Raw genomic sequence first — 21,325 nt, 5'->3', positions numbered from 1 at the left:
TTTTTGATTGGGTGCTTTAGCGGGCGCTGTATCTGTTTCAAATTATATGCATTCATTCGGATGCATATTCATTCACTCATAACTTAATGAGTTCTCATTCTAAAGTACAATCAACATCAAATATGTTACTTTGAGCTTCAACTCTTCCGTATGCAGGTATGTAACTTATTCCGGAAGACAAGGACGTTGGCTTCTCAAACTCTAACGAGAAATAGCCTTCAACAACTTTACCAAGCAAAGGGACTCAATAGAGTCCCTTTTTTTAATTAAAAACAAATTCCAATATAAATCCAAAGACCATTCCTGTACCAATTACCACCCATAAAAAAGCTTCAACTCTAAACCCGATTGTTAATTTAAGTGGCAAGTTGTTAATATAATCATATTGTTCTCTTGTCATGTCATGATTAGTAATTTTATTATAGGGTAACATTAATGAACCCATAATAAATCCAACTTTAGCATGATACGCACCTGGAGTGGCAACTAAGCTCGCTTCTTTTGCTAAAGCCGCCGTGAGAGGTAACCTTGAATACTTACCAATGTATAATTTTATTATTTTTTTATATGCTAGTTTATTTACTGCTGATACTATTAGTATAAATAGCATTCCAATTGCTGAAATTGCTATTAATAACAAGCCAATATTCGGGTGACTATTTAAAAAGTTTTTCATATAAAATATGCTCTCCAAAATATTCCCCCGCATCTTCAGCTTTTCCTTCCACCATCTTGGCTGCGCCCATTCCCGTCCCGATACCTGTCACGAGACATAAACCCGCTCCAATTGCGCCTACCTCGGAAGTTGCTAATCCTAATATCCACATACAAGCACTATTACCAGCCCATGCCCCTATAGCACCTGCTGCATAACTTACGCCTTGTTTGGTGCCGAATTTACTATACTCTGTAATAGCAACTTTACGGCATTCGCTTTCTCGCCCCTTCGAACATGCATCATAGACATTAGAAGTATAACTTGCAAAATCTAAACCTATACCTACATAACCTACAGTTTTCATGATCTTCATAAGTTTGGCTGATTTTTCAATATATGACGCATATCCTTCTATGTTATCAACGCCTGTTCTATCCCAACGGTGCATAATAGATCTTGTTGATAAGCCCAACGCTCTTTTAATGCTATGATATTCACCTAAATTTAACTGTGCTTTTGAAAATTTAGTTAAAACCAAATCAAGTTGTTTGAATAACCTTGTTCTTTGACCAAAAAACTCTTTACCTGAAACAATACCATTGTTTCGGTTGTAAGTATTTTTATATAAATCCTCAACTTCTCTTAGAATCCTATTAGTTTCTTCATAATAACTTTTCCCAATTTCACTGATATAGCCCAATCCATCGCCAGCTTTACTTAAATTATCGGCAAAAAGCTGATGTGAAAATGCATCCACAGCCCCCCTGTTATCATGCAATAACTTTGCTTCCTGAACTGTCAAAGGTTCTAATGCCGCATCTATTTTGTCTCTTGCGATCTGCATTTTCTTTATTTTTTCCGGTGAGTCGGATAATGGGTCTGCAACAATAAGTATCGAACCCGGTTTTTTCTTTCTTTCCGGGTTTAACTCACGGTATAACTCTTTCACTCCTGATGGTGGATTAATCATTAATTCTAATTCATATGTATTAGGTGTTGTCTGATCTGGTACTACACAAAAGCCAGGATCTACAGGCTGGCGTGGCGGTGTCATTTGTCTTTTTTGTTGTGTATTGCGTATTGGATTTTGTTGTACTGATTGCACTCCGTATTGTGCATATTTATCAAATGTATATGTTATGTTTAATTTAGGAATAAATCTGCAACGGCATCCACAGGTTCCCTGACTATGTGCCGAACCTGCTAAATGTTTTATGATTTTCGTGAAATAATGAGATAAGTCCCCTCTAATTCTTTTATAAAAATCATATGTCTTATTGTCGATTTCTAATCGCATAAAGGTATCACGGTCAATAAAACCAAATTTATTCGGCTTTGCATCAGTAATTATTTCAGTTCTGCCGGATTGTATTAGTCCCCCTACGATTCCTAATCTTTGACTTCTTCTCATGTCAAACATATTAAAATTGCTAAACGGATCAATTTGTAATTGTTCTAAATCACCTGGATTTTTCATTCTTTCAGAGAAAGGTATGACTTTTTCACCTGTTATACAAAGGTCTTCTTCGTTGTAATTCCTATACAATGGCCAACTTTTTTCTATCAGTTCCCCGTTAGGCATCCCTCCCTCTATTATATATTTTTGACCATCCATCCCACATATATATTCATCTCCTTCACAAGCAAACTCAAATTGTTCAAGAGTATAAACATTTTCATGCCTTAAAATATATCCTCCACAACTGGTTTTGTCGTATGGTGATAACAGAAAACCTCTTGATTTATTCATTCATGCATCCTTTATTGAAACGGTCCTTTTATTAACCATATGATTTCAGACTATATGATTGATTAAGATTGTGATCGTTTTCTCAAACGTTAAAAAAAAGCCTGAATCTTTATTCAAAGATTCAGGCAATCAATATTATTTTATATGCTATTCATTTGAGATATGTGTTAAAGCATACTTTTCTTTTCAATAATCAAATTTATCTCATTAAGGCCATTGCTTGATAATAGAACCTTTAATGCGTTTTCCTATTTCTGAGTCGTTTCACGTTTTTCAATAAAATAATCATATTTATCATAGTGTTTTTTGCTGGTTGTTTTGTTTACATGCTGATTGACGATATCACGTTCGTTTTCAGTAAAATGCAACATACCCGCCAGGGTTTTAAATGTACGACGTATATCCCGCATCATAAGTGATTTATCAAAATTTTTCCTGGTAAAGTTCTTCATATGATTCTTCCATGCATCACTGTTAAGGCCAATTGTTGGCTTTTCAGCACTGATAACAGAAATTCCTTTTATTTTCTTATTGTATGTATTTAATTGTTCCTAATAGTTGACATTAAGAAAGAGGAAATCACTTTCAGGATGTCGCGTCGCCTGTTCGTACAGATTTTTTTTCGCTTTATCACATAAAAAAATGGCTGTTTCGATCCCTGTTTTTGAGAATTCTTTAGCTAGAATGATTTTATTTTGTTCCGGGATAAACCTAATTTTTTGTAAGTGACATAACTCGAATGGACGCTGACCGCACGTATAGAACCCCTGCTCAATTAAGGCATGTACATCCGGTAGTAATACGTATTTTTCATTTGCAAGAAGTGTTAACAGATAACGCAATTCTTTAAAATCAAGATAACGCTCTCCGGGGGTTCCGGCTTCAAAGTCCTGAACATTCCTGACAGGGTTATGAGATATCTGAAACTGCACCCCGTTAGATACTGAATCGCTCATGGGATCGTTATCAACCACAACACCATATTCATATAGGACATGAAGTTTCTTTCTTACTTCCTTTGCTCTGGGCATATAACCCTGTTTTGTTCAGTGCTGGATGCTGCGTGTAATCCGCCGATCACACTATTATTTAGCCGCATGTTGCTATCTCCTTTGCATAAGCGGTGCATACAATTTGCATAACAGCGGGGGTTGTTGTGGGGGCTGTTACGTTGAAATCGTATGAATTCACTTGAGATTGCACAACTATTAAATTATCTTGTTAATCAGGTAGTTATAACAAGTTTGCGATTAAATTATAGTCAATGATTTTGAATATTTCTCTCCCCGTGGGCTGAGGAATCCCCACTAATTTTTTATTAGTGGTTTCAGATAATTAGAATGAATGTTTTACGAGCAGTTAGTTTCACTCTGCTCGTAAACTGACAGAAAAGTGATCATAAAAGATCATCTCTTGTCGGGTTATCGGTTGTTTTACCTCTGTTTTGAACGATAAAAAACCACTTTTCCATATTTAATTTTTTTGGGGATTCCTCAGCCCCGTGGGAGAGGGCGGGTCGGGGTGAGGGCACAGACCGCACAGCGCCTTATTCCGGCAGCGTCCAGTCACCATCGTTCAGTGAGCGCTGCATAATAATCGTATCGCGCCAGTCACCTTTTTTATAACCCACACTGCGCAACTGCCCGACCACCTCGAAGCCATGTTTTTTATGCAATCGCAACGAGCCGGGGTTGTTATTTCCGTCGCCGACAACGGCGATCATTTGCCGCCACTGCCCCTCTTCACAACGCGCAATCAGAGCGTCCATCAGCGCCGTGCCAAAACCGCGACCTGTGGTGCTGGCATCCACATAGATAGATTCTTCAAGGGTATATCGGTAGGCCTGACGTGGGCGATAAGGGGTAGCATAGCAATAGCCCACCACAATGCCGCGATACAGCGCTACCAGCCACGGCAGACCGCTGTCAGCAACACTTTTCATTCGCTGGCGCATTTCGTCAATCGCAGGGGGGACTTCCTCGAACGACGCGCGTCCGTGAAGCACATGCCAGGCATAGATAGCCGAGATAGCGTGCACATCGTCGGGTAGTGCATCGCGCACTTCAACTTCGGTTTCGGATAAAATTTCGACGGCCGACATGATGTGCTGGCTCCTCGTCATAAAAAGCCGGAGAAACGTTTCTCCGGCGTCGGTCATTTACTCTAGTACGATTGAGGAACGCTTAACAATCTCTTAAAAATGGCTGTACACATTAATCAATGTGTTGTGTATCAGGATCCACGGTTTCAGCCCGCTCTTTCCAGTGTTTATGCCGTGTAGTTTTACCAATGCCGGGGTTCATACTGTTAGTTGGGTCGTTCTCGCGATAAAAACGCTTTAACGTTGCCGGTGCTTTATACAGATGCCCGACGTTATGTTCGGCAGGATATTGCGCGCCACGCTCATGTAACAGGGCGAGCATTTGCTCTTTCAGCTCATGCGCGTCCACCCCTTTTTTGACAATGTAATCCTGATGGAAGACATAACACATAAAGTGGCCGTAATAGAGCTTATGTACCAGCTTGCTATCAATTTCCGGCGGCAGATGCTCATACCATTGGGTGTCGTTACGGCGCAGGGCAATATCCAGCGCCAGAATATCTTCCACCTCTTCAGCGTGAACGGCCTGATAACGAATCGCTGCGCCCGCTGCGGCAAAACGGTGCAGGAAGGCTTTGCTGCCTTCTTCTGGCGTACAGGCAAAGAAATCACCCTCGGCGGTTTTGAAGAATTCCGTCAGCCAGGTTTGCGCCTCTTCGATGCCATCCCCGGCCATTTTCAGCAACAGGTGGTGCTCGTATTTATCGCGCCAGGTCTTCATCCGCTCCGGTAAATGTGCCGGGAAGACGTTGCCCAGTTTCTGCATAAAACGGTCGGTGAAGTGGGGCTTGAACAGCGACACTTTATCGAGCATCGCGTCGGTGCGGCCCTTCATGGTGAAGAAGAATGGCATTTTGTCGGTGCCGAGTTTGTCGATCATCAGGAAGGTGTCCTTCCCGTAACGCTCGGCGATGTCGTAAATATCCCGGTGCATATACTCGCCCGCCACTGGCAGGTGGGTGAATTCCCCCAGAATATGACGACGGATCTCGGTCAACACGTCCGGCTGATTGGTGCCGATATAAAACACCTGCTGTTTTTTCTCTGCCGGGAAGGTGTCCAGACGCACCGCAAATACCGCCAGTTTGCCTGCGCAGCCGGAAGACTCAAACAGCCTGTCCGGGTCGGCGTTGTAGCGCGCTGGTGTATCGGCGTCGATATCTCGCACGCGTGTTACGTAGTCATGATCGTGGGCGTGGCGGCCATCATGCTGAACGTCGGTGTCTTTTACACGGTCATCATCAAGCTTGCTGAGGATCTGTTCCGGGGTCACACCCAAATCAATCCCCAGATGGTTAACCAGCGTCAGCTTGCCGTTTTCATCAATACGGGCATATAGCGACATTTCGGTATAGGCAGGGCCGCGCTGCACCAGTGAGCCGCCGGAGTTATTACAGATGCCGCCAATAACCGAGGCGCCAATACAGGAGGAACCAATCACCGAATGCGGTTCGCGTCCCAGCGGCTTCAGGGCTTTTTCCAGCGAATAAAGCGTGGTGCCCGGGAAGGCGAGGACCTGTTCGCCTTTGTCCAGCAGGTGCAGTTTGTCCAGGCGCAGGGTGCTGATTATTACGATGTCGCGATCGTAATCGTTGCCGTTTGGCGTCGAGCCTTCGGTCAGGCCGGTGTTGGCAGCCTGCATCAGTATAATCTTGTCGGCATCGACGCAGATGCTTAGCACACGCCACAGTTCCAGCAGCGTGCCGGGGAACACCACCGCCAGCGCATCGCCCTGTCCGGAGCGAAAGCCCTTACGGTAGCGGGCCGTTTTGGCCGGGTCGGTGAGCAGGTGAGAGTGACCAACCAGGCGCGACAGTTCGTTAATAAAAGTATTGTTATCGTAGGTTCGAACAGAAGACATCTTCCACTCCTTGTGGTGGGGCAAATTTCTCGCTGTAAAGCATAGCGCGATAAACTGTTAAGTGGTCGAGTATTCATGAGAAAAATCAGAGAATAACCCTGCAAGGTTCAGAGGGTTTGTGGCAAACTGCGCTTTTCGCACGGTTTGGCCGAGATCTTCCGGCGGTTATTGATGAGAGAGTAAAACAACATGAAATGGCTTTGTTCTGTAGGGGTCGCCGTCAGTCTGGCGTTACAACCTGCACTGGCAGATGATTTGTTTGGCAATCACCCGCTAACGCCGGAAGCTCGTGATGCATTTGTCACTGAATTGCTCAAGAAGATGACGGTCGATGAAAAAATCGGTCAGCTTCGTCTTATCAGCGTTGGCCCGGATAACCCGAAAGAGGCCATCCGCGAAATGATTAAGGATAGCCAGGTCGGGGCGATTTTTAACACCGTCACCCGCCAGGATATCCGCAAAATGCAGGATCAGGCGATGGAACTCAGCCGCCTGAAAATCCCACTGTTCTTCGCCTATGACGTGCTGCACGGCCAGCGTACCGTCTTCCCGATTAGCCTGGGCTTAGCCTCCTCATTTAACCTCGATGCGGTCAAAACCGTCGGGCGCATTTCTGCTTATGAAGCGGCGGATGACGGCCTGAACATGACCTGGGCACCGATGGTGGATGTCTCGCGCGATCCGCGCTGGGGGCGTGCTTCTGAAGGTTTTGGTGAAGATACTTATCTGACCTCGACGATGGGCAAAACCATGGTCGAAGCGATGCAGGGCAAAAGCCCGGCGGATCGCTATTCGGTCATGACCAGCGTCAAGCACTTCGCGGCTTACGGCGCAGTTGAAGGCGGGAAAGAGTACAACACCGTCGACATGAGCTCGCAGCGCCTGTTCAACGACTACATGCCGCCGTACAAAGCGGGCCTGGATGCAGGCAGCGGCGCGGTGATGGTGGCGCTGAACTCGCTCAACGGCACGCCTGCTACCTCTGACGCCTGGCTGCTGAAAGACGTGCTGCGTGACCAGTGGGGCTTTAAGGGCATCACGGTGTCTGACCACGGCGCGATTAAAGAGCTTATCAAGCACGGTACGGCGTCTGACCCTGAAGATGCGGTGCGTGTGGCGCTCAAGTCTGGCATTAACATGAGTATGAGCGACGAGTACTACAGCAAATACCTGCCGGGGCTGGTGAAGAGCGGCAAAGTGACGAAGGCAGAGCTGGACGATGCCACCCGCCACGTGCTGAACGTGAAATATGACATGGGGCTGTTTAACGACCCGTACAGCCACCTGGGGCCAAAAGAGTCAGACCCTGTTGATACCAACGCTGAAAGCCGCCTGCACCGCAAAGACGCGCGTGACGTGGCACGCGAAAGCCTGGTGCTGCTGAAAAACCGTCTGGAAACGCTGCCGCTGAAAAAATCCGGCACTATCGCCGTGGTTGGCCCGCTGGCTGACAGCAAGCGTGATGTGATGGGAAGCTGGTCGGCAGCTGGTGTAGCCGATCAGTCCGTGACCGTTCTGACCGGCATTAAAAACGCCATCGGTGACAACGGTAAAGTGGTGTACGCCAAAGGGGCGAACGTCACCAACGATAAAGATATCGTCACCTTCCTTAATCAGTATGAAGAGGCGGTGAAAGTTGATCCTCGCTCGCCGAAAGAGATGATTGACGAAGCCGTGGCCGCAGCGAAGCAATCCGATGTGGTGGTTGCCGTTGTTGGGGAAGCGCAGGGTATGGCGCATGAAGCGTCCAGCCGCACTGACATCACCATTCCGCAAAGCCAGCGTGACCTGATTGCTGCGCTGAAAGCCACGGGCAAACCGCTGGTGCTGGTGCTGATGAACGGCCGTCCGCTGGCGCTGGTGAAAGAAGATCAGCAGGCTGACGCCATCCTGGAAACCTGGTTTGCCGGTACCGAAGGCGGTAACGCCATTGCCGATGTGCTGTTTGGCGATTACAACCCGTCAGGCAAGCTGCCGATGTCCTTCCCGCGCTCGGTTGGGCAGATCCCGGTTTACTACAGCCACCTGAACACCGGTCGTCCGTATAACGCTGACAAGCCGAACAAGTACACCTCGCGCTACTTCGACGAAGCCAATGGCCCGCTGTATCCGTTTGGTTATGGCCTGAGCTACACCACCTTCAAGGTTTCTGACGTGAAAATGTCTGCGCCAACACTGAAGCGTGACGGCAAAGTGACCGCCAGTGTAGAGGTGACCAACACCGGCAAACGTGAAGGGGCAACGGTTATCCAGATGTACGTTCAGGACGTCACTGCATCAATGAGTCGTCCAGTGAAACAGCTGCGCGGCTTTGATAAGGTGAGCCTGAAACCGGGTGAAACCAAAACCGTCAGCTTCCCGATCGATGTGGATGCACTGAAGTTCTGGAACCAGCAGATGAAATACGATGCTGAGCCGGGCAAATTCAATGTGTTTATCGGGGTGGATTCAGCTCGCGTGAATAAAGGCGAGTTCGAATTGCAGTGATTTTCCCGCCGCTCTCTCCTTTGGGGAGAGCGGACTGACAACCCCCGATCTGTTCTCATTCCTCCTGTTCCGTGACCCACAACGCAACTTTTCTTACTCCTCACTACAAAAATCCCCAAAACCCGCTTTTTTCCCCTCTCTGCGCCCCTGAAATGTGAGGTTTTTCACACTTCTTTTTTGCGCCCCGGGCGAAAACGTGAACAACATCAAAAGTGTCGGCAATGCCATCAGACAGGCGTGATGACCTTCACTCTTCGTATAAATTCCCGCTGATTGCGCCACGAGCGTGCACTGAAATCCCCGTTTAATGCCTGTTAAATCAATACTGACAGGTAACGACATGAAACTCACATTAGAAAACGTCGAACTGGACCGTACCGGGGCTTCGCTCGTGACGGCGACCCTACAGGGCTTAATCGACGAGCTGGCGATATCCGGGGGTGGCACGCTGGTGGTCACGCCAGGCATCTATCTGACCGGAACCCTGGTATTGTCCTCACATATCACGCTGCATCTGGAAGCTGGTGCCCGGCTGCTTGCCAGCCATCGCGAAGAGGATTACCAGGCGGCAGTGACGCAAAGCATGGCAGAGCTTTCGCACATGGCGCTGATATACGCCCGTGATGCCCGCGGCGTGACGCTAAGCGGAGCGGGCTGTATTGACGGGAACGCCACTGCCTGGTTTGAGCCGCAGGCAGATGCGCAGGGGTATCGCCAGCCGAAAACCCAACGTCCTCGTCTGGCGGTGTTCGAAAGTTGCGAGCAGGTGCGTATCAGTAATATCACCCTGTATGACTCACCCATGTGGACCGCCCATCTGGTGAGCTGCAACCACGTCTTTATCCGTAATCTCACCATCGATAACGACCTGACGCTCTCCAACACCGACGCGCTGGATATCGACAGCTGCCAGCATGTACACATCAGTGACAGCTACTTCAGCGCCGCTGATGATGGCATCTGCCTGAAAACAACCGCCAAAGCACCTGAACTCCAGCAGCCAATTTATAACGTCACGGTGAATAACTGCATTATTCGCTCTAAAAGTTGCGCCATTAAAGTCGGGACTGAAACCCACGCGGACATCCGCAATATTGCCGTCAACAACTGTGTGATTTTTGAATCCAATCGCGGCATCGGCCTGGTGTCACGCGATGGCGGCGCGTTCAGCCAGATGGTCTTTAGCAATATCCTGTTTGATTGCCGTCATGGCGATCCCTGTCACTGGGGGAAAGCCGATCCGATCTTTGTCTCCCTGCGTTACCGCGCGCTGGATATCCGTCCTGGCAACATCAGTCAAATCACCTTCTCCGGCCTGAATGGCGTGGGCGAGGGCGCCATCAATCTTCACAGTGAAATACCCGATGCCATTTCCGGTATCACCTTCAGCGGAGTGACCTTCAACCAGATTTGTGGGCCGTCAGACGAACAGGGCTGCTACGACGTGCGCCCGCCGTGTAACCCGGAACGGCCAACCGGAATGGGGCTGGACAACGCCTATAAGGTGAACCCCGATACCGGGCGCGCCCACGGTGTAGAGCGTTATCCGCAAGGGCTACCTGCGATTTTCGCCAGCGGTGTCAGTCGGCTGCAATTAAGTGATTTACACATAACGCGTCCTTCACCGCTGCCTGAGGGTTGGGATGTTGAGGAAATCCGGGTTTAACACGGTAAATTCAGGGGATAAAAATGATAAAAAAAATACGTGAAATAAAGCTGCGTAACTATGTCTGTTACGGGCTGGCGGATGTGATTGGTTCTGGGGCCTTTACGCTTGTCAGCGCCTGGCTTTTGTTCTTCCTGACCACATTTTGCGGCCTGACGCCTCTCCAGGCAGGGTCGCTGTTTGCAGTGGCAAGGATTGTCGATGTGATTATGTGTCCGGTTATCGGTTATGTTTCCGATAACTTCCATAAAACCCGACTCGGACGTCGGTTTGGTCGCCGCCGTTTCTTCCTGCTGGCCAGTATTCCGCTGGTGTCGGTCTACAGCCTGCTGTGGGTAGAAGGGTTCAATTACTGGATGTATCTGCTGTTCTATATCCTCTTTGAAATCGTCTACACCATGATAATTATCCCGTACGACACGCTGTCGGCGGAGATGACCTCTGATTTCAAAAAACGCTCAAAACTGACCAGCGCCCGCATGTACATTGCCCAGTTGGCCGGGTTTGCGGCGGCATTCCTGCCCGGACGGCTGGTGGGTTACTTCGGCCAGGACTCTTCGGATTCCTTCTTCTACACCGGGGCCATTTTCACCGTGTCGTTCATGATAGTGCTGTTCTTTGTCTATTTCGGCACCTGGGAGCGCTCGCTGGAAGAAATACAGCAAAACGAGCACCACGCGCAAGACGAGGAAAAGGAGCCGTTTGGGACCCGCATTTTTCATATCTACTACGATTTTGTCTCCACGCTTAAGATAAAGACCTTCCGTTCGCATCTGGGCATGTACCTTGGTGGCTCAGTTGCACAGGACATCTTCAACTCGGTATTCACCTATTTTGTGGTCTTCGCGATGATGACCTCATCCGTGATGGCCTCTAACCTGCTGGGGGTGATCAACGGCCTGCAATTCTTTGGCGTTGGTATCGCCACCTGGCTGACGCTGCGCTTCTCGCCTTCCCGGGCTTTCGCCACTCAGGCCACCATGGCGCTGCTCGCTTTTGCTCTGTTTGTTTCGGCGTACATCAGCGGCGTGGGTGGAATGACCCTTCTGTATGTGGGCGCTGCGGTTGCCGGTCTGGCGCGCGGGGGGATTTATGCCATTCCGTGGAACAACTACACCTTTGTGGCCGATGTGGATGAAATCCTTACCGGGAATCGTCGTGAAGGGATCTTTGCCGGGTTTATGAGCCTGCTGCGCAAAGCTTCTCAGGCGCTCTCGATCTTCCTGGTCGGGGTCGCGTTGCAGATGTCGGGCTTCGTCTCCGGGCAGAGCGCTCAGCCGCAGTCAGCTATCAGCATGATCATGATTATCATGATTGCCCTGCCGGTTGTCCTCACCCTGTGGGGGATTTGGTCTGCCTTCCAGTTCAGGGTGAACAGCCGTACGCACGCCATTCTGAACGAGGAAGTCGCGCGTCTGAAACAGGGCGGCAGTAAGGCCACCGTGAGCACAGAAAACCGGGCGGTGATCGAAAGCCTGACCGGGATGCCATACGAACATTGCTGGGGTGAAAACACCGTCGGCTACCTCAATCGCAAGCGGATGCTTGCCCGCAAACTGGCCGGGCAACTGGAAAACGCCTGACTTTCTGATTTGGCCGGGCTCGTGCGCCCGGCCTGCTTAAGATGAACTGACATGACAGAACACAGTATGATTATCCAGCAGGGGATCTGGGCCCGGTTAGGGCTGCCCCGTGAGTTGTGCTGGGGATTTTTTGGCATTTTCTTGTTTATTACCGGGGCGACTATCGAACAAAGCTGGCTCGCCTCGTTGTTACAGCACCGTGGGTTTGATGCGGTGCATATCAGCCTGCTTTCGTCGGTCTTTGGCTTGTGTGTGGCGCTGGTGTCGTGGTTCTCCGGCATTGGTGCGGGCGTGCTCGGGCTGCGTCGTCTGATGTGGGTCGCTACGCTGATTTACTTTATCGGCTCAGTCCCGTTTATTGGCTGGGCGCTGCCGCAGGGGCATTACCCGCTGATGGTGGCGAGCTACGCTCTGCGCGGCGTGGCGTATCCTCTGTTTGCCTATTCGTTTCTGGTGTGGGTCAACCAGCGCTGTGAGCCAGGTATTCTTGGCCGCGCGGTCTCCTGGTTCTGGATTGCCTTCGGCGTGGGGATGACCATTGTCGGGCCGTGGTATTCCGGCGTGATGTTGCCTGTTATTGGCGAAACCGCCACGCTGCTTAGCGGCTTTGTATTTGTGGTGCTGGGGGCGTTTTGCGCGCTGGTGCTCAACCGTGATCGTCCGCAGTGGCAGCACGAGGGCAGGCTTGGCACCGCGCTGGCGGAAGGATTACTGGTGCTGGTACGCGAGCCAAAAATGCGCCTTGCGGTTATCGTCAAAACCATCAATGACATCGGCAAGTTCTCGCTGGTGATCCTGATGCCGGTCTACCTGCCGCGCTTTGGTTTCAGCATCGCCCAGTGGCTGGGCATCTGGGGGCTGGTGAACGTGGTCAATATCTTCGCCAACTACTTCTTCGGCTGGCTTGGGGACACTATCGGCTGGCGCAAGACGGTGGTCTGGTTCTCGGGCACGCTGTGCGGGCTGGCGATGCTTGCCGTCTGTTACGCGCCGGTGTGGTTTGGCAACAGTGAAACAGCCCTGTTTATGGCGCTGGTGTTATATGCCATTGGTCTTGGGGCGTTTGGCCCGCTGAGCGCGCTGATACCTTCTCTGTTACCTCACAACAAAGGGGCGGCCATCTCCTGTCTGAATCTGGGCTCCGGGTTAAGTAATTTTGTCGGGCCGCTGATTGTCACACTCTGCGTTGTCCCGCTTGGTGTGGAGGGCACGTTATGGGTGATCGCCATTCTCTATTTTGCCGCCAGCCTGCTGAGTGTGCCGCTGACCTTACCGGAAGAAGGCTGAATTCTGGTTTTTAGGCTACGCTTTTCTCTCAAGCCTATGAAAAAGGCGGCAAAATAATGAGGAAAGCCCAATGACGATTGCAAAGGGGATCACTGGCTCAGCGGTACTTCTGGCAGCGCTGAGCCTGCCGCTACAGGCGGCGGAGCCGGTGAAAGTTGGTTCTAAGATTGATACCGAAGGTGCGCTGCTTGGCAATATCATCTTGCAGGTGCTGGAAAGCCACGGTGTCAAAACGGTCAATAAAGTACAGCTTGGCACAACGCCCGTTGTGCGTGGTGCTATCACTTCTGGCGAGCTGGATATCTACCCTGAATATACCGGCAACGGGGCCTTCTTCTTCAAAGATGAGAACGATCCTGCCTGGAAAAATGCGCAGGCCGGCTATGAAAAAGTCAAAAAGCTGGATGCGGATCAGAACAAGCTGGTCTGGCTGACCCCAGCGCCTGCCAACAACACCTGGACCATTGCCGTGCGCAAAGATCTTGCCGAAAAAGGCAAGCTGACGTCGCTTGACGATCTGAGTCGTTACCTCAAAGAGAAGGGCGACTTTAAGCTCGCCGCGTCCGCTGAGTTTATCGAGCGGCCAGACGCGCTTCCGGCGTTTGAAAAAGCCTATGACTTTAAACTTGATCAGAGCCAGTTGCTCTCTCTGGCCGGGGGCGATACGGCAGTGACTATCAAAGCAGCGGCGCAGCAAACCTCCGGGGTGAATGCCGCTATGGCCTACGGGACCGATGGCCCGGTTGCGGCGCTTGGCCTGCAAACCCTGACCGATCCGAAAGGCGTTCAGCCAATTTATGCTCCAGCACCTGTCGTGCGTGAAGCCACGCTGAAGGCGTACCCGGAGATTGGCGCGTGGCTCAAACCGGTCTTTGAAAAACTGGATGAGAAAACGCTGCAACAGCTCAACGCCAGTATTGCCGTCGAGGGGCTGGATGCCAAAAAAGTGGCTGCCGACTTCCTGAAACAACAAGGGCTTGCGAAGTAACAGGACAGGGCTGTGCCAATAAAATGTCATAACCGCGTTCTGCTGATGCTGACCGGTGTCGCTATCGTGGCCGTTGCGCTTCCGTTTGTGAATGTCGCGCCTAACCGCCTGGTGTCAGGTGAAGGGCGCGCGCTCTGGCAGGTCTGGTCATTTACGCCGCTGCTGCTGGCAGGGGCGCTGGGCGCGATTATTGCGTTATCGCTCTGGCAAGGACGTGCGGCCCAGTGGCTGACGCTTATCCTCTGCGAAGCGCTGTTTATTGTGTTGTTCTGGGGCGCAGGCCTTGCGGCAACGCAGATGGTTTCTGCCGAAAGCCCGCTGGCGCGAACCTCTGTGGGGAGCGGCCTGTGGCTGTGGCTTGCGCTCTGTCTGCTGGCAAGCAGTGATGCCATTCGGCGTCTTACGCCGCACGCCGTCTGGCGCTGGGTGCTAAATGCGCAGATCTGGTCTATCCCGCTATTGCTGCTGTTCAGCGGTGCGCTGGATAACCTCTCATTGTTAAAAGAGTATGCCAACCGCCAGGACATCTTTGATGATGCCCTGGCCCAGCATCTGACCATCTTGTTCGGGACGCTGTTCCCGGCGCTGCTGCTGGGGTTGCCGTTGGGGATATGGTGTTATCGCCATCCCGCGCGGCAGGGCGCGGTCTTTGCACTGCTGAACGTCATTCAGACTATCCCGTCCGTGGCGCTGTTTGGCCTGTTGATTGCGCCGCTGGCAGGCCTGGTCAAATCATTCCCGCTGCTTGCTTCACTCGGTATCGCCGGTACGGGATTAACCCCTGCACTGATTGCGCTGGTGCTGTACGCGCTCTTGCCGCTGGTTCGCGGTGTGGTGGCGGGGCTAAGCCAGGTTGCACCGAATGTGCTGGAAAGCGCGCAGGCGATGGGAATGAGCACGCGCCAGTGCTTCTGGAAGATACAACTGCCCATCGCGTTACCGCTGCTGCTGCGCAGCCTGCGGGTGGTGGCCGTGCAGACGGTAGGGATGGCGGTGATCGCGGCGTTGATTGGCGCAGGCGGGTTTGGCGCACTGGTATTCCAGGGCTTGCTCAGCAGCGCACTGGATTTAGTGCTGCTGGGTGTTGTTCCGGCGATTGCCCTGGCGGTGGTGGTGGATGCGCTGTTTGCCCTATGGCTCGCGCTGCTCAGGGGGAGGGAGAATGATTGAATTCCACGATGTAAGTAAAACCTTTGCGGGGCGTCCGGCGGTAAGCCATCTGAATCTGCATTTTGAGGAGGGGGCCTTTTCCGTGCTGATAGGCACCTCGGGTTCGGGAAAATCCACCACGCTTAAGATGATCAACCGGCTGGTGGAGCACGACAGCGGCCTGATCCGTTTTGCCGGTGAAGAGATCCGCAGCCTGCCGGTGCTAGAGCTTCGCAGACGAATGGGATACGCCATCCAGTCTATTGGCCTGTTTCCGCACTGGACGGTGGCGCAGAACATCGCCACCGTACCGCAGCTGGAAAAATGGACACGGCAAAAAATCAATGCGCGTGTGGATGAGCTGATGGCGCTGCTGGGGTTAGAGCCTGTCCTGCGTGACCGTTATCCGCATCAGCTTTCCGGCGGGCAGCAGCAGCGGGTTGGCGTGGCGCGGGCGCTGGCTACCAATCCGCAGGTGCTGTTGATGGATGAACCTTTCGGTGCGCTGGATCCGGTGACGCGTAGCGCATTGCAGGCGGAGATGACCCGTATTCATCGTATTCTGGGGCGCACGATAATCCTTGTGACCCACGATATTGACGAGGCGCTTCAGCTAGCCGACCGGCTGATACTGATGGACAACGGCGAGGTCATTCAGCAGGGCACGCCGCTTGAGATCCTCACGCGCCCGGCGAACGATTTTGTGCGTGAGTTTTTTGGCCGTAGTGAACTGGGCGTGCGCCTGCTTTCGCTGCGAACCGTCGGGGAGGCGATGCATCGGCAGGAGACGCAAACTGGTGGCGAACCGTTGCTGGAGCACATGAGCCTGCGCGATGCGCTATCGGCTTTTGTTGCCCGGCAGTGTGACGTTCTGCCAGTGGCGGACGTGCAGGGCAAACTCTGTGGCACGCTCTATTTTCGCGATCTGCTGGTGGGGGAGGTGGCGCGTGAAGTGGGTGCGTGATCCGCTTATCTGGCTGGTGCTGGTTTTTGCCGCACTGTTAATCCTGATGCCGCACAGCGCCAGGGTATTCAGCGCGCTTTTTCCCGGGCTGCCGCGCCCGGTCTACCAGCAGGAAAGTTTTATTAATCTGACGCTGGCGCACTTCTGGCTGGTGGCGGTTTCCAGTGTGCTGGCCATTGTGCTTGGCGTGGGCGCCGGGATTGTGGTCACACGGCCTTCGGGCCGGGAGTTTCGCCCGCTGGTTGAAACCATTGCCGCCATCGGCCAGACATTTCCGCCCGTAGCCGTGCTGGCGATCGCCGTCCCGGTGATAGGTTTTGGTCAGGAGCCTGCGATAATTGCCCTGATTTTATATGGCGTGCTGCCCATATTGCAGGGGACGCTAGCAGGGATTTCGGCCGTGCCCGCATCGGTGATGAGTGTGGCAGAAGGGATGGGAATGAGCGCCTGGCAGCGGCTTCGCAATGTTGAGCTGCCGTTGGCCGCCCCGGTCATTATTGCGGGGATCCGCACATCCGTAATTATTAACATCGGCACTGCGACCATTGCCTCCACGGTAGGGGCAAACACCCTGGGCACGCCGATCATTATCGGCCTAAGCGGATTTAATACGGCCTATATCGTTCAGGGGGCAGTGCTGGTTGCGCTCGCGGCCATTGTGGTTGACCGCGGTTTCGAGCGTCTGGCGAATTACCTCAGCCGACACCGCCGCGAACAATAAACGAGTAACCTGCCAGCATAACACCGCCGATCCCGCTGACGGCCATCAGGACGAAAAGGGTGATCACGGCCAGTTTAGTTGCCTTCATAAATGTGCTCCTGTTGTTAACGGAGCAATTATACGGTGAAGCGTAGCTGTTAATGAACCATTAAATGCCGTTACGACTCATTCGGACCGAGCGAATAAACCGGGTAGCCGTGCTCGCGCCACTCCGTCAGCAGCTGTTGCTGTGAGGCTGTCGGGACTTCGCCACACCAGACCAGTAGCGTCTGTCCGTCAAAGAATTCGGGCCGAAGCTGGGCCAGAGAATGCGCCAGTACATCCACGCGCCAGCCCTGCTGTGTGGCTATCCACGCTTCCAGCCACAGACGGGTGGTATCATGCACATTCCAGCCAACGACCAGCGCATCTTTTCCGTTTTTGTTCCTTGCCGAGGCAAGGCAAACGGAAATGTAATTGATGAGTACGCCATCAAGCATACTCAGCAGCGCCTGCAAGGTGGACTGCTGGCACTGAAGACGGCGGCGTAATGGAATAAAAAGATGGGTAATCAGGGTTTGCGCAGGGTAGTCGCGCCCTTGCTCTTTAATCCACGCACGCAGGCGTTGCAGATTCCCCGCCTGCAACAGTCGCAGCAGGGTTTCTTGTTGTTCGCGCCAGATATGTTGTGTGTCAGGATCGTCCTGGCTGAGTAACGATTTAACTTTCCCTACCTGAACACCGTTGTCGATCCAGCTTTTGATCTCGCGGATCCGATCGATATCCGCATCATTAAACAGGCGATGACCACCGTCTGTTCTCTGCGGTTTAAGTAATCCGTATCGTCGTTGCCAAGCCCGTAGAGTAACGGGATTGATATCACAAAGGAGTGCCACTTCACCTATTGTGTAAAGCGCCATATTCGCCCCCTGGCTTACGCGTCCCCAGCTTAACTGTAGACCCAGAATGGTGAACCAGGAAGGATTGGCGACTTTTTGAACAAAGAATGCGAAGGTAACGTTATATTCAGCAAAAGATGTGATATCGAACACGAATTACACCTTTTTCGGTACGCTTCAAAGAAAGTTTAACCACATCAGTGTATGTTACGCGTTTTTAGAACGTGCGGTTTGCAAGTATGTACGAGTTTAACCTGGTGTTGCTGCTGCTTCAGCAGATGTGTGTTTTCCTTGTCATCGCCTGGTTGATGAGTAAAACGCGCCTGTTTATCCCGTTGATGCAAGTTACCGTACGCCTGCCGCACAAGCTGCTCTGTTACGTTACCTTCTCTATTTTCTGCATTATGGGGACTTACTTTGGTCTCCATATCGAAGATTCAATCGCCAATACGCGCGCCATCGGTGCGGTGATGGGCGGGCTGCTCGGGGGGCCTGTTGTTGGCGGCCTTGTCGGGTTAACTGGTGGCCTGCATCGTTATTCGATGGGCGGCATGACGGCGCTAAGCTGCATGATCTCGACGATCGTCGAAGGGCTGCTCGGCGGCCTGGTTCACAGCTACATGATTAAGCGCGGTCGCCCGGATAAAGTCTTTAGCCCCATTACCGCGGGTGCGATTACGTTTGTCGCAGAAATGGCGCAGATGGCAATTATTCTGCTGATTGCCCGCCCGTTTGAGGATGCGCTGCATCTGGTGAACAGCATCGCCGCCCCAATGATGGTGACGAATACCGTGGGCGCGGCGCTCTTTATGCGCATCCTGCTGGACAAGCGCGCCATGTTTGAGAAATACACCTCGGCGTTTTCCGCTACCGCTCTGAAGGTTGCCGCTTCTACGGAAGGCATTCTGCGCCAGGGGTTTAACGAAGAAAACAGCATGAAGGTGGCGCAGGTTCTTTATAAAGAACTGGATATTGGCGCGGTGGCGATAACCGACCGCGAGCGGCTGCTGGCGTTTACCGGAACAGGGGATGACCATCACCTGCCAGGCAAACCGATTTCGTCCACCTATACGCTACGTGCCATTGAAACCGGTGAAGTGGTGTATGCCGACGGTAACGAGGTGCCATACCGCTGTTCGCTGCATCCTCACTGCAAACTCGGTTCTACTCTGGTGATCCCGCTGCGTGGGGAAAACCAGCATGTGATGGGAACCATCAAGTTGTACGAGGCAAAAAACCGGCTGTTCAGCTCAATCAACCGCACGCTGGGTGAGGGGATTGCGCAGCTGCTTTCGGCGCAGATCCTGGCCGGGCAATATGAGCGACAAAAAGCGCTCTTAACCCAGTCGGAGATCAAACTTCTTCATGCGCAGGTGAACCCGCACTTCCTGTTTAACGCCCTGAATACGCTAAAAGCGGTTATTCGCCGTGACAGCGACCAGGCCGCGCAGCTGGTGCAGTATTTATCGACATTTTTCCGTAAGAACCTCAAACGCCCTTCGGAAATTGTTACCCTGGCCGATGAAATTGAGCATGTGAACGCTTATCTGCAAATCGAGCAAGCGCGTTTTCAGTCGCGGCTGCATGTGTCGTTATCCGTGCCGGACGAGCTGGCGTATCAGCATCTTCCGGCCTTTACCCTGCAACCTATCGTGGAAAATGCCATCAAACACGGCACGTCGCAGCTGCTGGGCATCGGGGAGATAACCATATCGGCCAGCTGTTTTAATCACCATCTGGTGCTGGATATTGAAGATAACGCCGGGCTCTACCAGCCAACCGCCTCGGGCGGATTAGGGATGAGCCTGGTGGATAAACGCCTGCGCGCTCACTTCGGCGATGCGTGCGGCATTACCGTCGCCTGTGAGCCGGACCGATTTACCCGCATTACCTTACGATTACCGCTGGAGGAAAACGCATGTTGAAAGTGCTGATTGTTGATGATGAGCCGTTAGCACGGGAAAACCTGCGCATTCTGTTGCAGGAGCAAAGCGATATCGAGATCGTTGGTGAGTGTGCTAACGCTATAGAAGCAATTGGGGCCGTACATAAACTGCGCCCGGACGTGCTGTTTCTGGATATCCAGATGCCGCGCATCAGCGGGCTGGAGATGGTCGGGATGCTCGACCCGGAACACCGCCCGTATATTGTGTTTTTGACGGCGTTTGACGAATACGCCGTGAAAGCTTTTGAAGAACATGCCTTTGATTATCTGCTTAAACCGATAGAAGAAAAAAGACTGGAAAAGACGCTCATCCTCCTGCGCCAGGAGCGTACCGTGCAGGATGTTACCCTGTTACCGGAAAATCAGCAGCCGCTGAAGTTTATTCCCTGTACCGGTCACAGCCGAATTTATCTGCTGCAAATGGACGATGTGGCTTTTGTCAGTAGCCGCATGAGCGGCGTGTTTGTCACCAGCGCCGAAGGTAACGAAGGCTTTACCGAGCTGACCCTGCGCACGCTGGAAAGCCGCACGCCGTTGATTCGCTGCCATCGTCAGTACCTGGTTAACATGGCGCACCTGAAAGAGATCCGCCTGGAGGATAACGGCCAGGCTGAGCTGGTATTGCGCGCAGGACAGACCGTACCGGTGAGCCGTCGCTATCTGAAAAGTTTGAAAGAGGCGATTGGCCTGTAAAACTGGTACACTGCGCGCCATTGCATCATCGACATTCGAAGGCTCTATGCTCAGTAACGATATACTCCGTAGCCTGCGCTACACCCTGAAAGCAAACAACAACGATATGGTGCGTATTCTTACGCTGGCCGATATGGAATCCACGTCAGCCGGTTTCGACACCTGGATGACCAAAGAAGATGAAGAGGGCTTTGTGCGTTGCCCGGACATCATTCTGTCTGGTTTCCTGAACGGCCTTATCTATCATAAGCGCGGCAAAGATGAATCTGCGCCGGAGCTGGCGCTGGAGCGTCGTGTGAACAACAACACGGTGCTGAAAAAGCTGCGTATCGCGTTTTCACTGAAAACCGACGATATTCTGGCGATCATGACCGAGCAGAAATTCCGCGTGTCGATGCCGGAAATCACCGCGATGATGCGCGCCCCGGACCATAAAAATTACCGCGAGTGTGGCGACCAGTTTATGCGTTATTTTTTACGCGGGTTGACGGTACGCGAGCACGCCAAAAAAGCGTAGGTTGCAGACCGGGTAAAGCGGAGTCGCCACCCGGCAAAAAAGCTAAAAAAAAGCCGGAGATGATCTCCGGCTTTTTT

General features: G+C 51.9%; 20 protein-coding genes. 11 read left to right on the top strand and 9 right to left on the bottom strand.

The window, feature by feature from the left end; translation table 11 throughout:
• Window positions 1-262: 262 nt before the first annotated feature.
• The 6 genes from HV107_RS01190 to dld form a co-directional block, all read right to left on the bottom strand.
• Window positions 263-676, bottom strand: a complete 414-nt coding sequence (locus HV107_RS01190) for a hypothetical protein (protein WP_182061743.1) — start codon at window positions 674-676, stop codon at window positions 263-265.
• On the bottom strand, window positions 657-2,408 hold the full coding sequence (locus HV107_RS27155) for a hypothetical protein (RefSeq protein WP_259349669.1): 1,752 nt from the start codon (window positions 2,406-2,408) through the stop codon (window positions 657-659). Before HV107_RS27155 ends, HV107_RS01190 begins: the two co-directional genes overlap by 20 nt.
• A gap of 248 nt (window positions 2,409-2,656) precedes the next feature.
• Window positions 2,657-2,860 (bottom strand): hypothetical protein, encoded by a 204-nt coding sequence (locus HV107_RS01180; protein ID WP_182061742.1) that lies wholly within the window; start codon window positions 2,858-2,860, stop codon window positions 2,657-2,659.
• Between the two features lie 99 nt (window positions 2,861-2,959).
• On the bottom strand, window positions 2,960-3,439 hold the full coding sequence (locus HV107_RS01175) for a hypothetical protein (RefSeq protein ID WP_220458425.1): 480 nt from the start codon (window positions 3,437-3,439) through the stop codon (window positions 2,960-2,962).
• Window positions 3,440-3,954: 515 nt separating this feature from the next.
• Window positions 3,955-4,509 (bottom strand): GNAT family N-acetyltransferase, encoded by a 555-nt coding sequence (locus HV107_RS01170; RefSeq protein WP_182061740.1) that lies wholly within the window; start codon window positions 4,507-4,509, stop codon window positions 3,955-3,957.
• A gap of 112 nt (window positions 4,510-4,621) precedes the next feature.
• On the bottom strand, window positions 4,622-6,370 hold the full coding sequence (gene dld / locus HV107_RS01165) for a D-lactate dehydrogenase (RefSeq protein WP_182061739.1): 1,749 nt from the start codon (window positions 6,368-6,370) through the stop codon (window positions 4,622-4,624).
• Between the two features lie 189 nt (window positions 6,371-6,559).
• Here dld and bglX point away from each other — a divergent pair, with 189 nt between their 5' ends.
• Window positions 6,560-8,857 carry a beta-glucosidase BglX gene (gene bglX, locus HV107_RS01160; RefSeq protein ID WP_182061738.1) on the top strand — a complete coding sequence of 766 codons (2,298 nt, stop codon included), beginning with the start codon at window positions 6,560-6,562 and terminating at the stop codon, window positions 8,855-8,857.
• Window positions 8,858-8,950: 93 nt separating this feature from the next.
• Here the strand turns inward: bglX and HV107_RS01155 are convergent, their stop codons facing one another.
• Window positions 8,951-9,199 (bottom strand): hypothetical protein, encoded by a 249-nt coding sequence (locus HV107_RS01155; protein WP_182061737.1) that lies wholly within the window; start codon window positions 9,197-9,199, stop codon window positions 8,951-8,953.
• Here HV107_RS01155 and HV107_RS01150 point away from each other — a divergent pair.
• The 7 genes from HV107_RS01150 to HV107_RS01120 all read left to right on the top strand — a co-directional run bounded on the left by HV107_RS01150 (window position 9,198) and on the right by HV107_RS01120 (window position 17,215).
• Window positions 9,198-10,523 carry a glycoside hydrolase family 28 protein gene (locus HV107_RS01150; protein ID WP_182061736.1) on the top strand — a complete coding sequence of 442 codons (1,326 nt, stop codon included), beginning with the start codon at window positions 9,198-9,200 and terminating at the stop codon, window positions 10,521-10,523. The genes HV107_RS01155 and HV107_RS01150 overlap by 2 nt on opposite strands.
• A 23-nt stretch (window positions 10,524-10,546) precedes the next feature.
• Entirely contained in the window at window positions 10,547-12,106 is a 1,560-nt protein-coding gene (locus HV107_RS01145) for an MFS transporter (RefSeq protein ID WP_182061735.1), read from the top strand.
• Window positions 12,107-12,157: 51 nt separating this feature from the next.
• Entirely contained in the window at window positions 12,158-13,393 is a 1,236-nt protein-coding gene (locus HV107_RS01140) for an MFS transporter (protein ID WP_182061734.1), read from the top strand.
• A gap of 70 nt (window positions 13,394-13,463) precedes the next feature.
• On the top strand, window positions 13,464-14,381 hold the full coding sequence (locus HV107_RS01135) for an ABC transporter substrate-binding protein (protein ID WP_182061733.1): 918 nt from the start codon (window positions 13,464-13,466) through the stop codon (window positions 14,379-14,381).
• A gap of 12 nt (window positions 14,382-14,393) precedes the next feature.
• A complete protein-coding gene (locus HV107_RS01130; RefSeq protein ID WP_310649366.1) occupies window positions 14,394-15,551 on the top strand; it encodes an ABC transporter permease in 1,158 nt (385 codons plus the stop codon).
• Entirely contained in the window at window positions 15,544-16,494 is a 951-nt protein-coding gene (locus HV107_RS01125) for an ABC transporter ATP-binding protein (protein ID WP_182061732.1), read from the top strand. The genes HV107_RS01130 and HV107_RS01125 overlap by 8 nt, the downstream gene beginning before the upstream one ends.
• A complete protein-coding gene (locus HV107_RS01120) occupies window positions 16,478-17,215 on the top strand; it encodes an ABC transporter permease (RefSeq protein WP_182061731.1) in 738 nt (245 codons plus the stop codon). The genes HV107_RS01125 and HV107_RS01120 overlap by 17 nt, the downstream gene beginning before the upstream one ends.
• Here the strand turns inward: HV107_RS01120 and HV107_RS01115 are convergent.
• Together HV107_RS01115 and mlrA are read right to left on the bottom strand one after the other, a co-directional pair.
• A complete protein-coding gene (locus HV107_RS01115) occupies window positions 17,190-17,303 on the bottom strand; it encodes a protein YohO (protein ID WP_010433613.1) in 114 nt (37 codons plus the stop codon). The genes HV107_RS01120 and HV107_RS01115 overlap by 26 nt on opposite strands.
• A gap of 70 nt (window positions 17,304-17,373) precedes the next feature.
• Window positions 17,374-18,114 carry an HTH-type transcriptional regulator MlrA gene (gene mlrA, locus HV107_RS01110; RefSeq protein ID WP_182063436.1) on the bottom strand — a complete coding sequence of 247 codons (741 nt, stop codon included), beginning with the start codon at window positions 18,112-18,114 and terminating at the stop codon, window positions 17,374-17,376.
• Between the two features lie 218 nt (window positions 18,115-18,332).
• On the opposite strand from mlrA, the gene HV107_RS01105 reads away from it, so the two are divergent.
• Genes HV107_RS01105 through HV107_RS01095 form a run of 3 tightly spaced genes read left to right on the top strand, consistent with a single transcriptional unit; the run spans window position 18,333 to window position 21,248 of the window.
• The gene (locus HV107_RS01105; RefSeq protein ID WP_182061730.1) at window positions 18,333-20,018 is read left to right on the top strand and encodes a sensor histidine kinase; all 1,686 of its coding nucleotides are present in this window, start codon (window positions 18,333-18,335) and stop codon (window positions 20,016-20,018) included.
• On the top strand, window positions 20,012-20,731 hold the full coding sequence (gene btsR / locus HV107_RS01100; protein ID WP_182061729.1) for a two-component system response regulator BtsR: 720 nt from the start codon (window positions 20,012-20,014) through the stop codon (window positions 20,729-20,731). Before HV107_RS01105 ends, btsR begins: the two co-directional genes overlap by 7 nt.
• A 46-nt stretch (window positions 20,732-20,777) precedes the next feature.
• Entirely contained in the window at window positions 20,778-21,248 is a 471-nt protein-coding gene (locus HV107_RS01095) for a DUF1456 family protein (protein WP_182063435.1), read from the top strand.
• Window positions 21,249-21,325: the final 77 nt, after the last annotated feature.

Origin of the sequence: Enterobacter sp. RHBSTW-00175 (assembly GCF_013927005.1) — a bacterium.
Lineage (GTDB): Bacteria > Pseudomonadota > Gammaproteobacteria > Enterobacterales > Enterobacteriaceae > Enterobacter.
Note: the sequence above shows the minus strand (reverse complement) of the source record. Positions and strands in the feature narration are given on the sequence as shown.

What these genes read in the sequence shown, in the direction of transcription:
- HV107_RS01170 (WP_182061740.1), bottom strand. Translation starts at nt 4,509, where the DNA reads ATGTCGGCCGTCGAAATTTTATCCGAAACCGAAGTTGAAGTGCGCGAT.
- HV107_RS01145 (WP_182061735.1), top strand. Translation starts at nt 10,547, where the DNA reads ATGATAAAAAAAATACGTGAAATAAAGCTGCGTAACTATGTCTGTTAC.
- mlrA (WP_182063436.1), bottom strand. Translation starts at nt 18,114, where the DNA reads ATGGCGCTTTACACAATAGGTGAAGTGGCACTCCTTTGTGATATCAAT.
- HV107_RS01135 (WP_182061733.1), top strand. Translation starts at nt 13,464, where the DNA reads ATGACGATTGCAAAGGGGATCACTGGCTCAGCGGTACTTCTGGCAGCG.
- HV107_RS01180 (WP_182061742.1), bottom strand. Translation starts at nt 2,860, where the DNA reads ATGAAGAACTTTACCAGGAAAAATTTTGATAAATCACTTATGATGCGG.
- HV107_RS01140 (WP_182061734.1), top strand. Translation starts at nt 12,158, where the DNA reads ATGACAGAACACAGTATGATTATCCAGCAGGGGATCTGGGCCCGGTTA.
- HV107_RS01125 (WP_182061732.1), top strand. Translation starts at nt 15,544, where the DNA reads ATGATTGAATTCCACGATGTAAGTAAAACCTTTGCGGGGCGTCCGGCG.
- HV107_RS01095 (WP_182063435.1), top strand. Translation starts at nt 20,778, where the DNA reads ATGCTCAGTAACGATATACTCCGTAGCCTGCGCTACACCCTGAAAGCA.
- HV107_RS01115 (WP_010433613.1), bottom strand. Translation starts at nt 17,303, where the DNA reads ATGAAGGCAACTAAACTGGCCGTGATCACCCTTTTCGTCCTGATGGCC.
- HV107_RS01190 (WP_182061743.1), bottom strand. Translation starts at nt 676, where the DNA reads ATGAAAAACTTTTTAAATAGTCACCCGAATATTGGCTTGTTATTAATA.
- dld (WP_182061739.1), bottom strand. Translation starts at nt 6,370, where the DNA reads ATGTCTTCTGTTCGAACCTACGATAACAATACTTTTATTAACGAACTG.
- HV107_RS01155 (WP_182061737.1), bottom strand. Translation starts at nt 9,199, where the DNA reads ATGTCGTTACCTGTCAGTATTGATTTAACAGGCATTAAACGGGGATTT.
- bglX (WP_182061738.1), top strand. Translation starts at nt 6,560, where the DNA reads ATGAAATGGCTTTGTTCTGTAGGGGTCGCCGTCAGTCTGGCGTTACAA.
- HV107_RS27155 (WP_259349669.1), bottom strand. Translation starts at nt 2,408, where the DNA reads ATGAATAAATCAAGAGGTTTTCTGTTATCACCATACGACAAAACCAGT.
- HV107_RS01150 (WP_182061736.1), top strand. Translation starts at nt 9,198, where the DNA reads ATGAAACTCACATTAGAAAACGTCGAACTGGACCGTACCGGGGCTTCG.
- btsR (WP_182061729.1), top strand. Translation starts at nt 20,012, where the DNA reads ATGTTGAAAGTGCTGATTGTTGATGATGAGCCGTTAGCACGGGAAAAC.
- HV107_RS01175 (WP_220458425.1), bottom strand. Translation starts at nt 3,439, where the DNA reads ATGCCCAGAGCAAAGGAAGTAAGAAAGAAACTTCATGTCCTATATGAA.
- HV107_RS01105 (WP_182061730.1), top strand. Translation starts at nt 18,333, where the DNA reads ATGTACGAGTTTAACCTGGTGTTGCTGCTGCTTCAGCAGATGTGTGTT.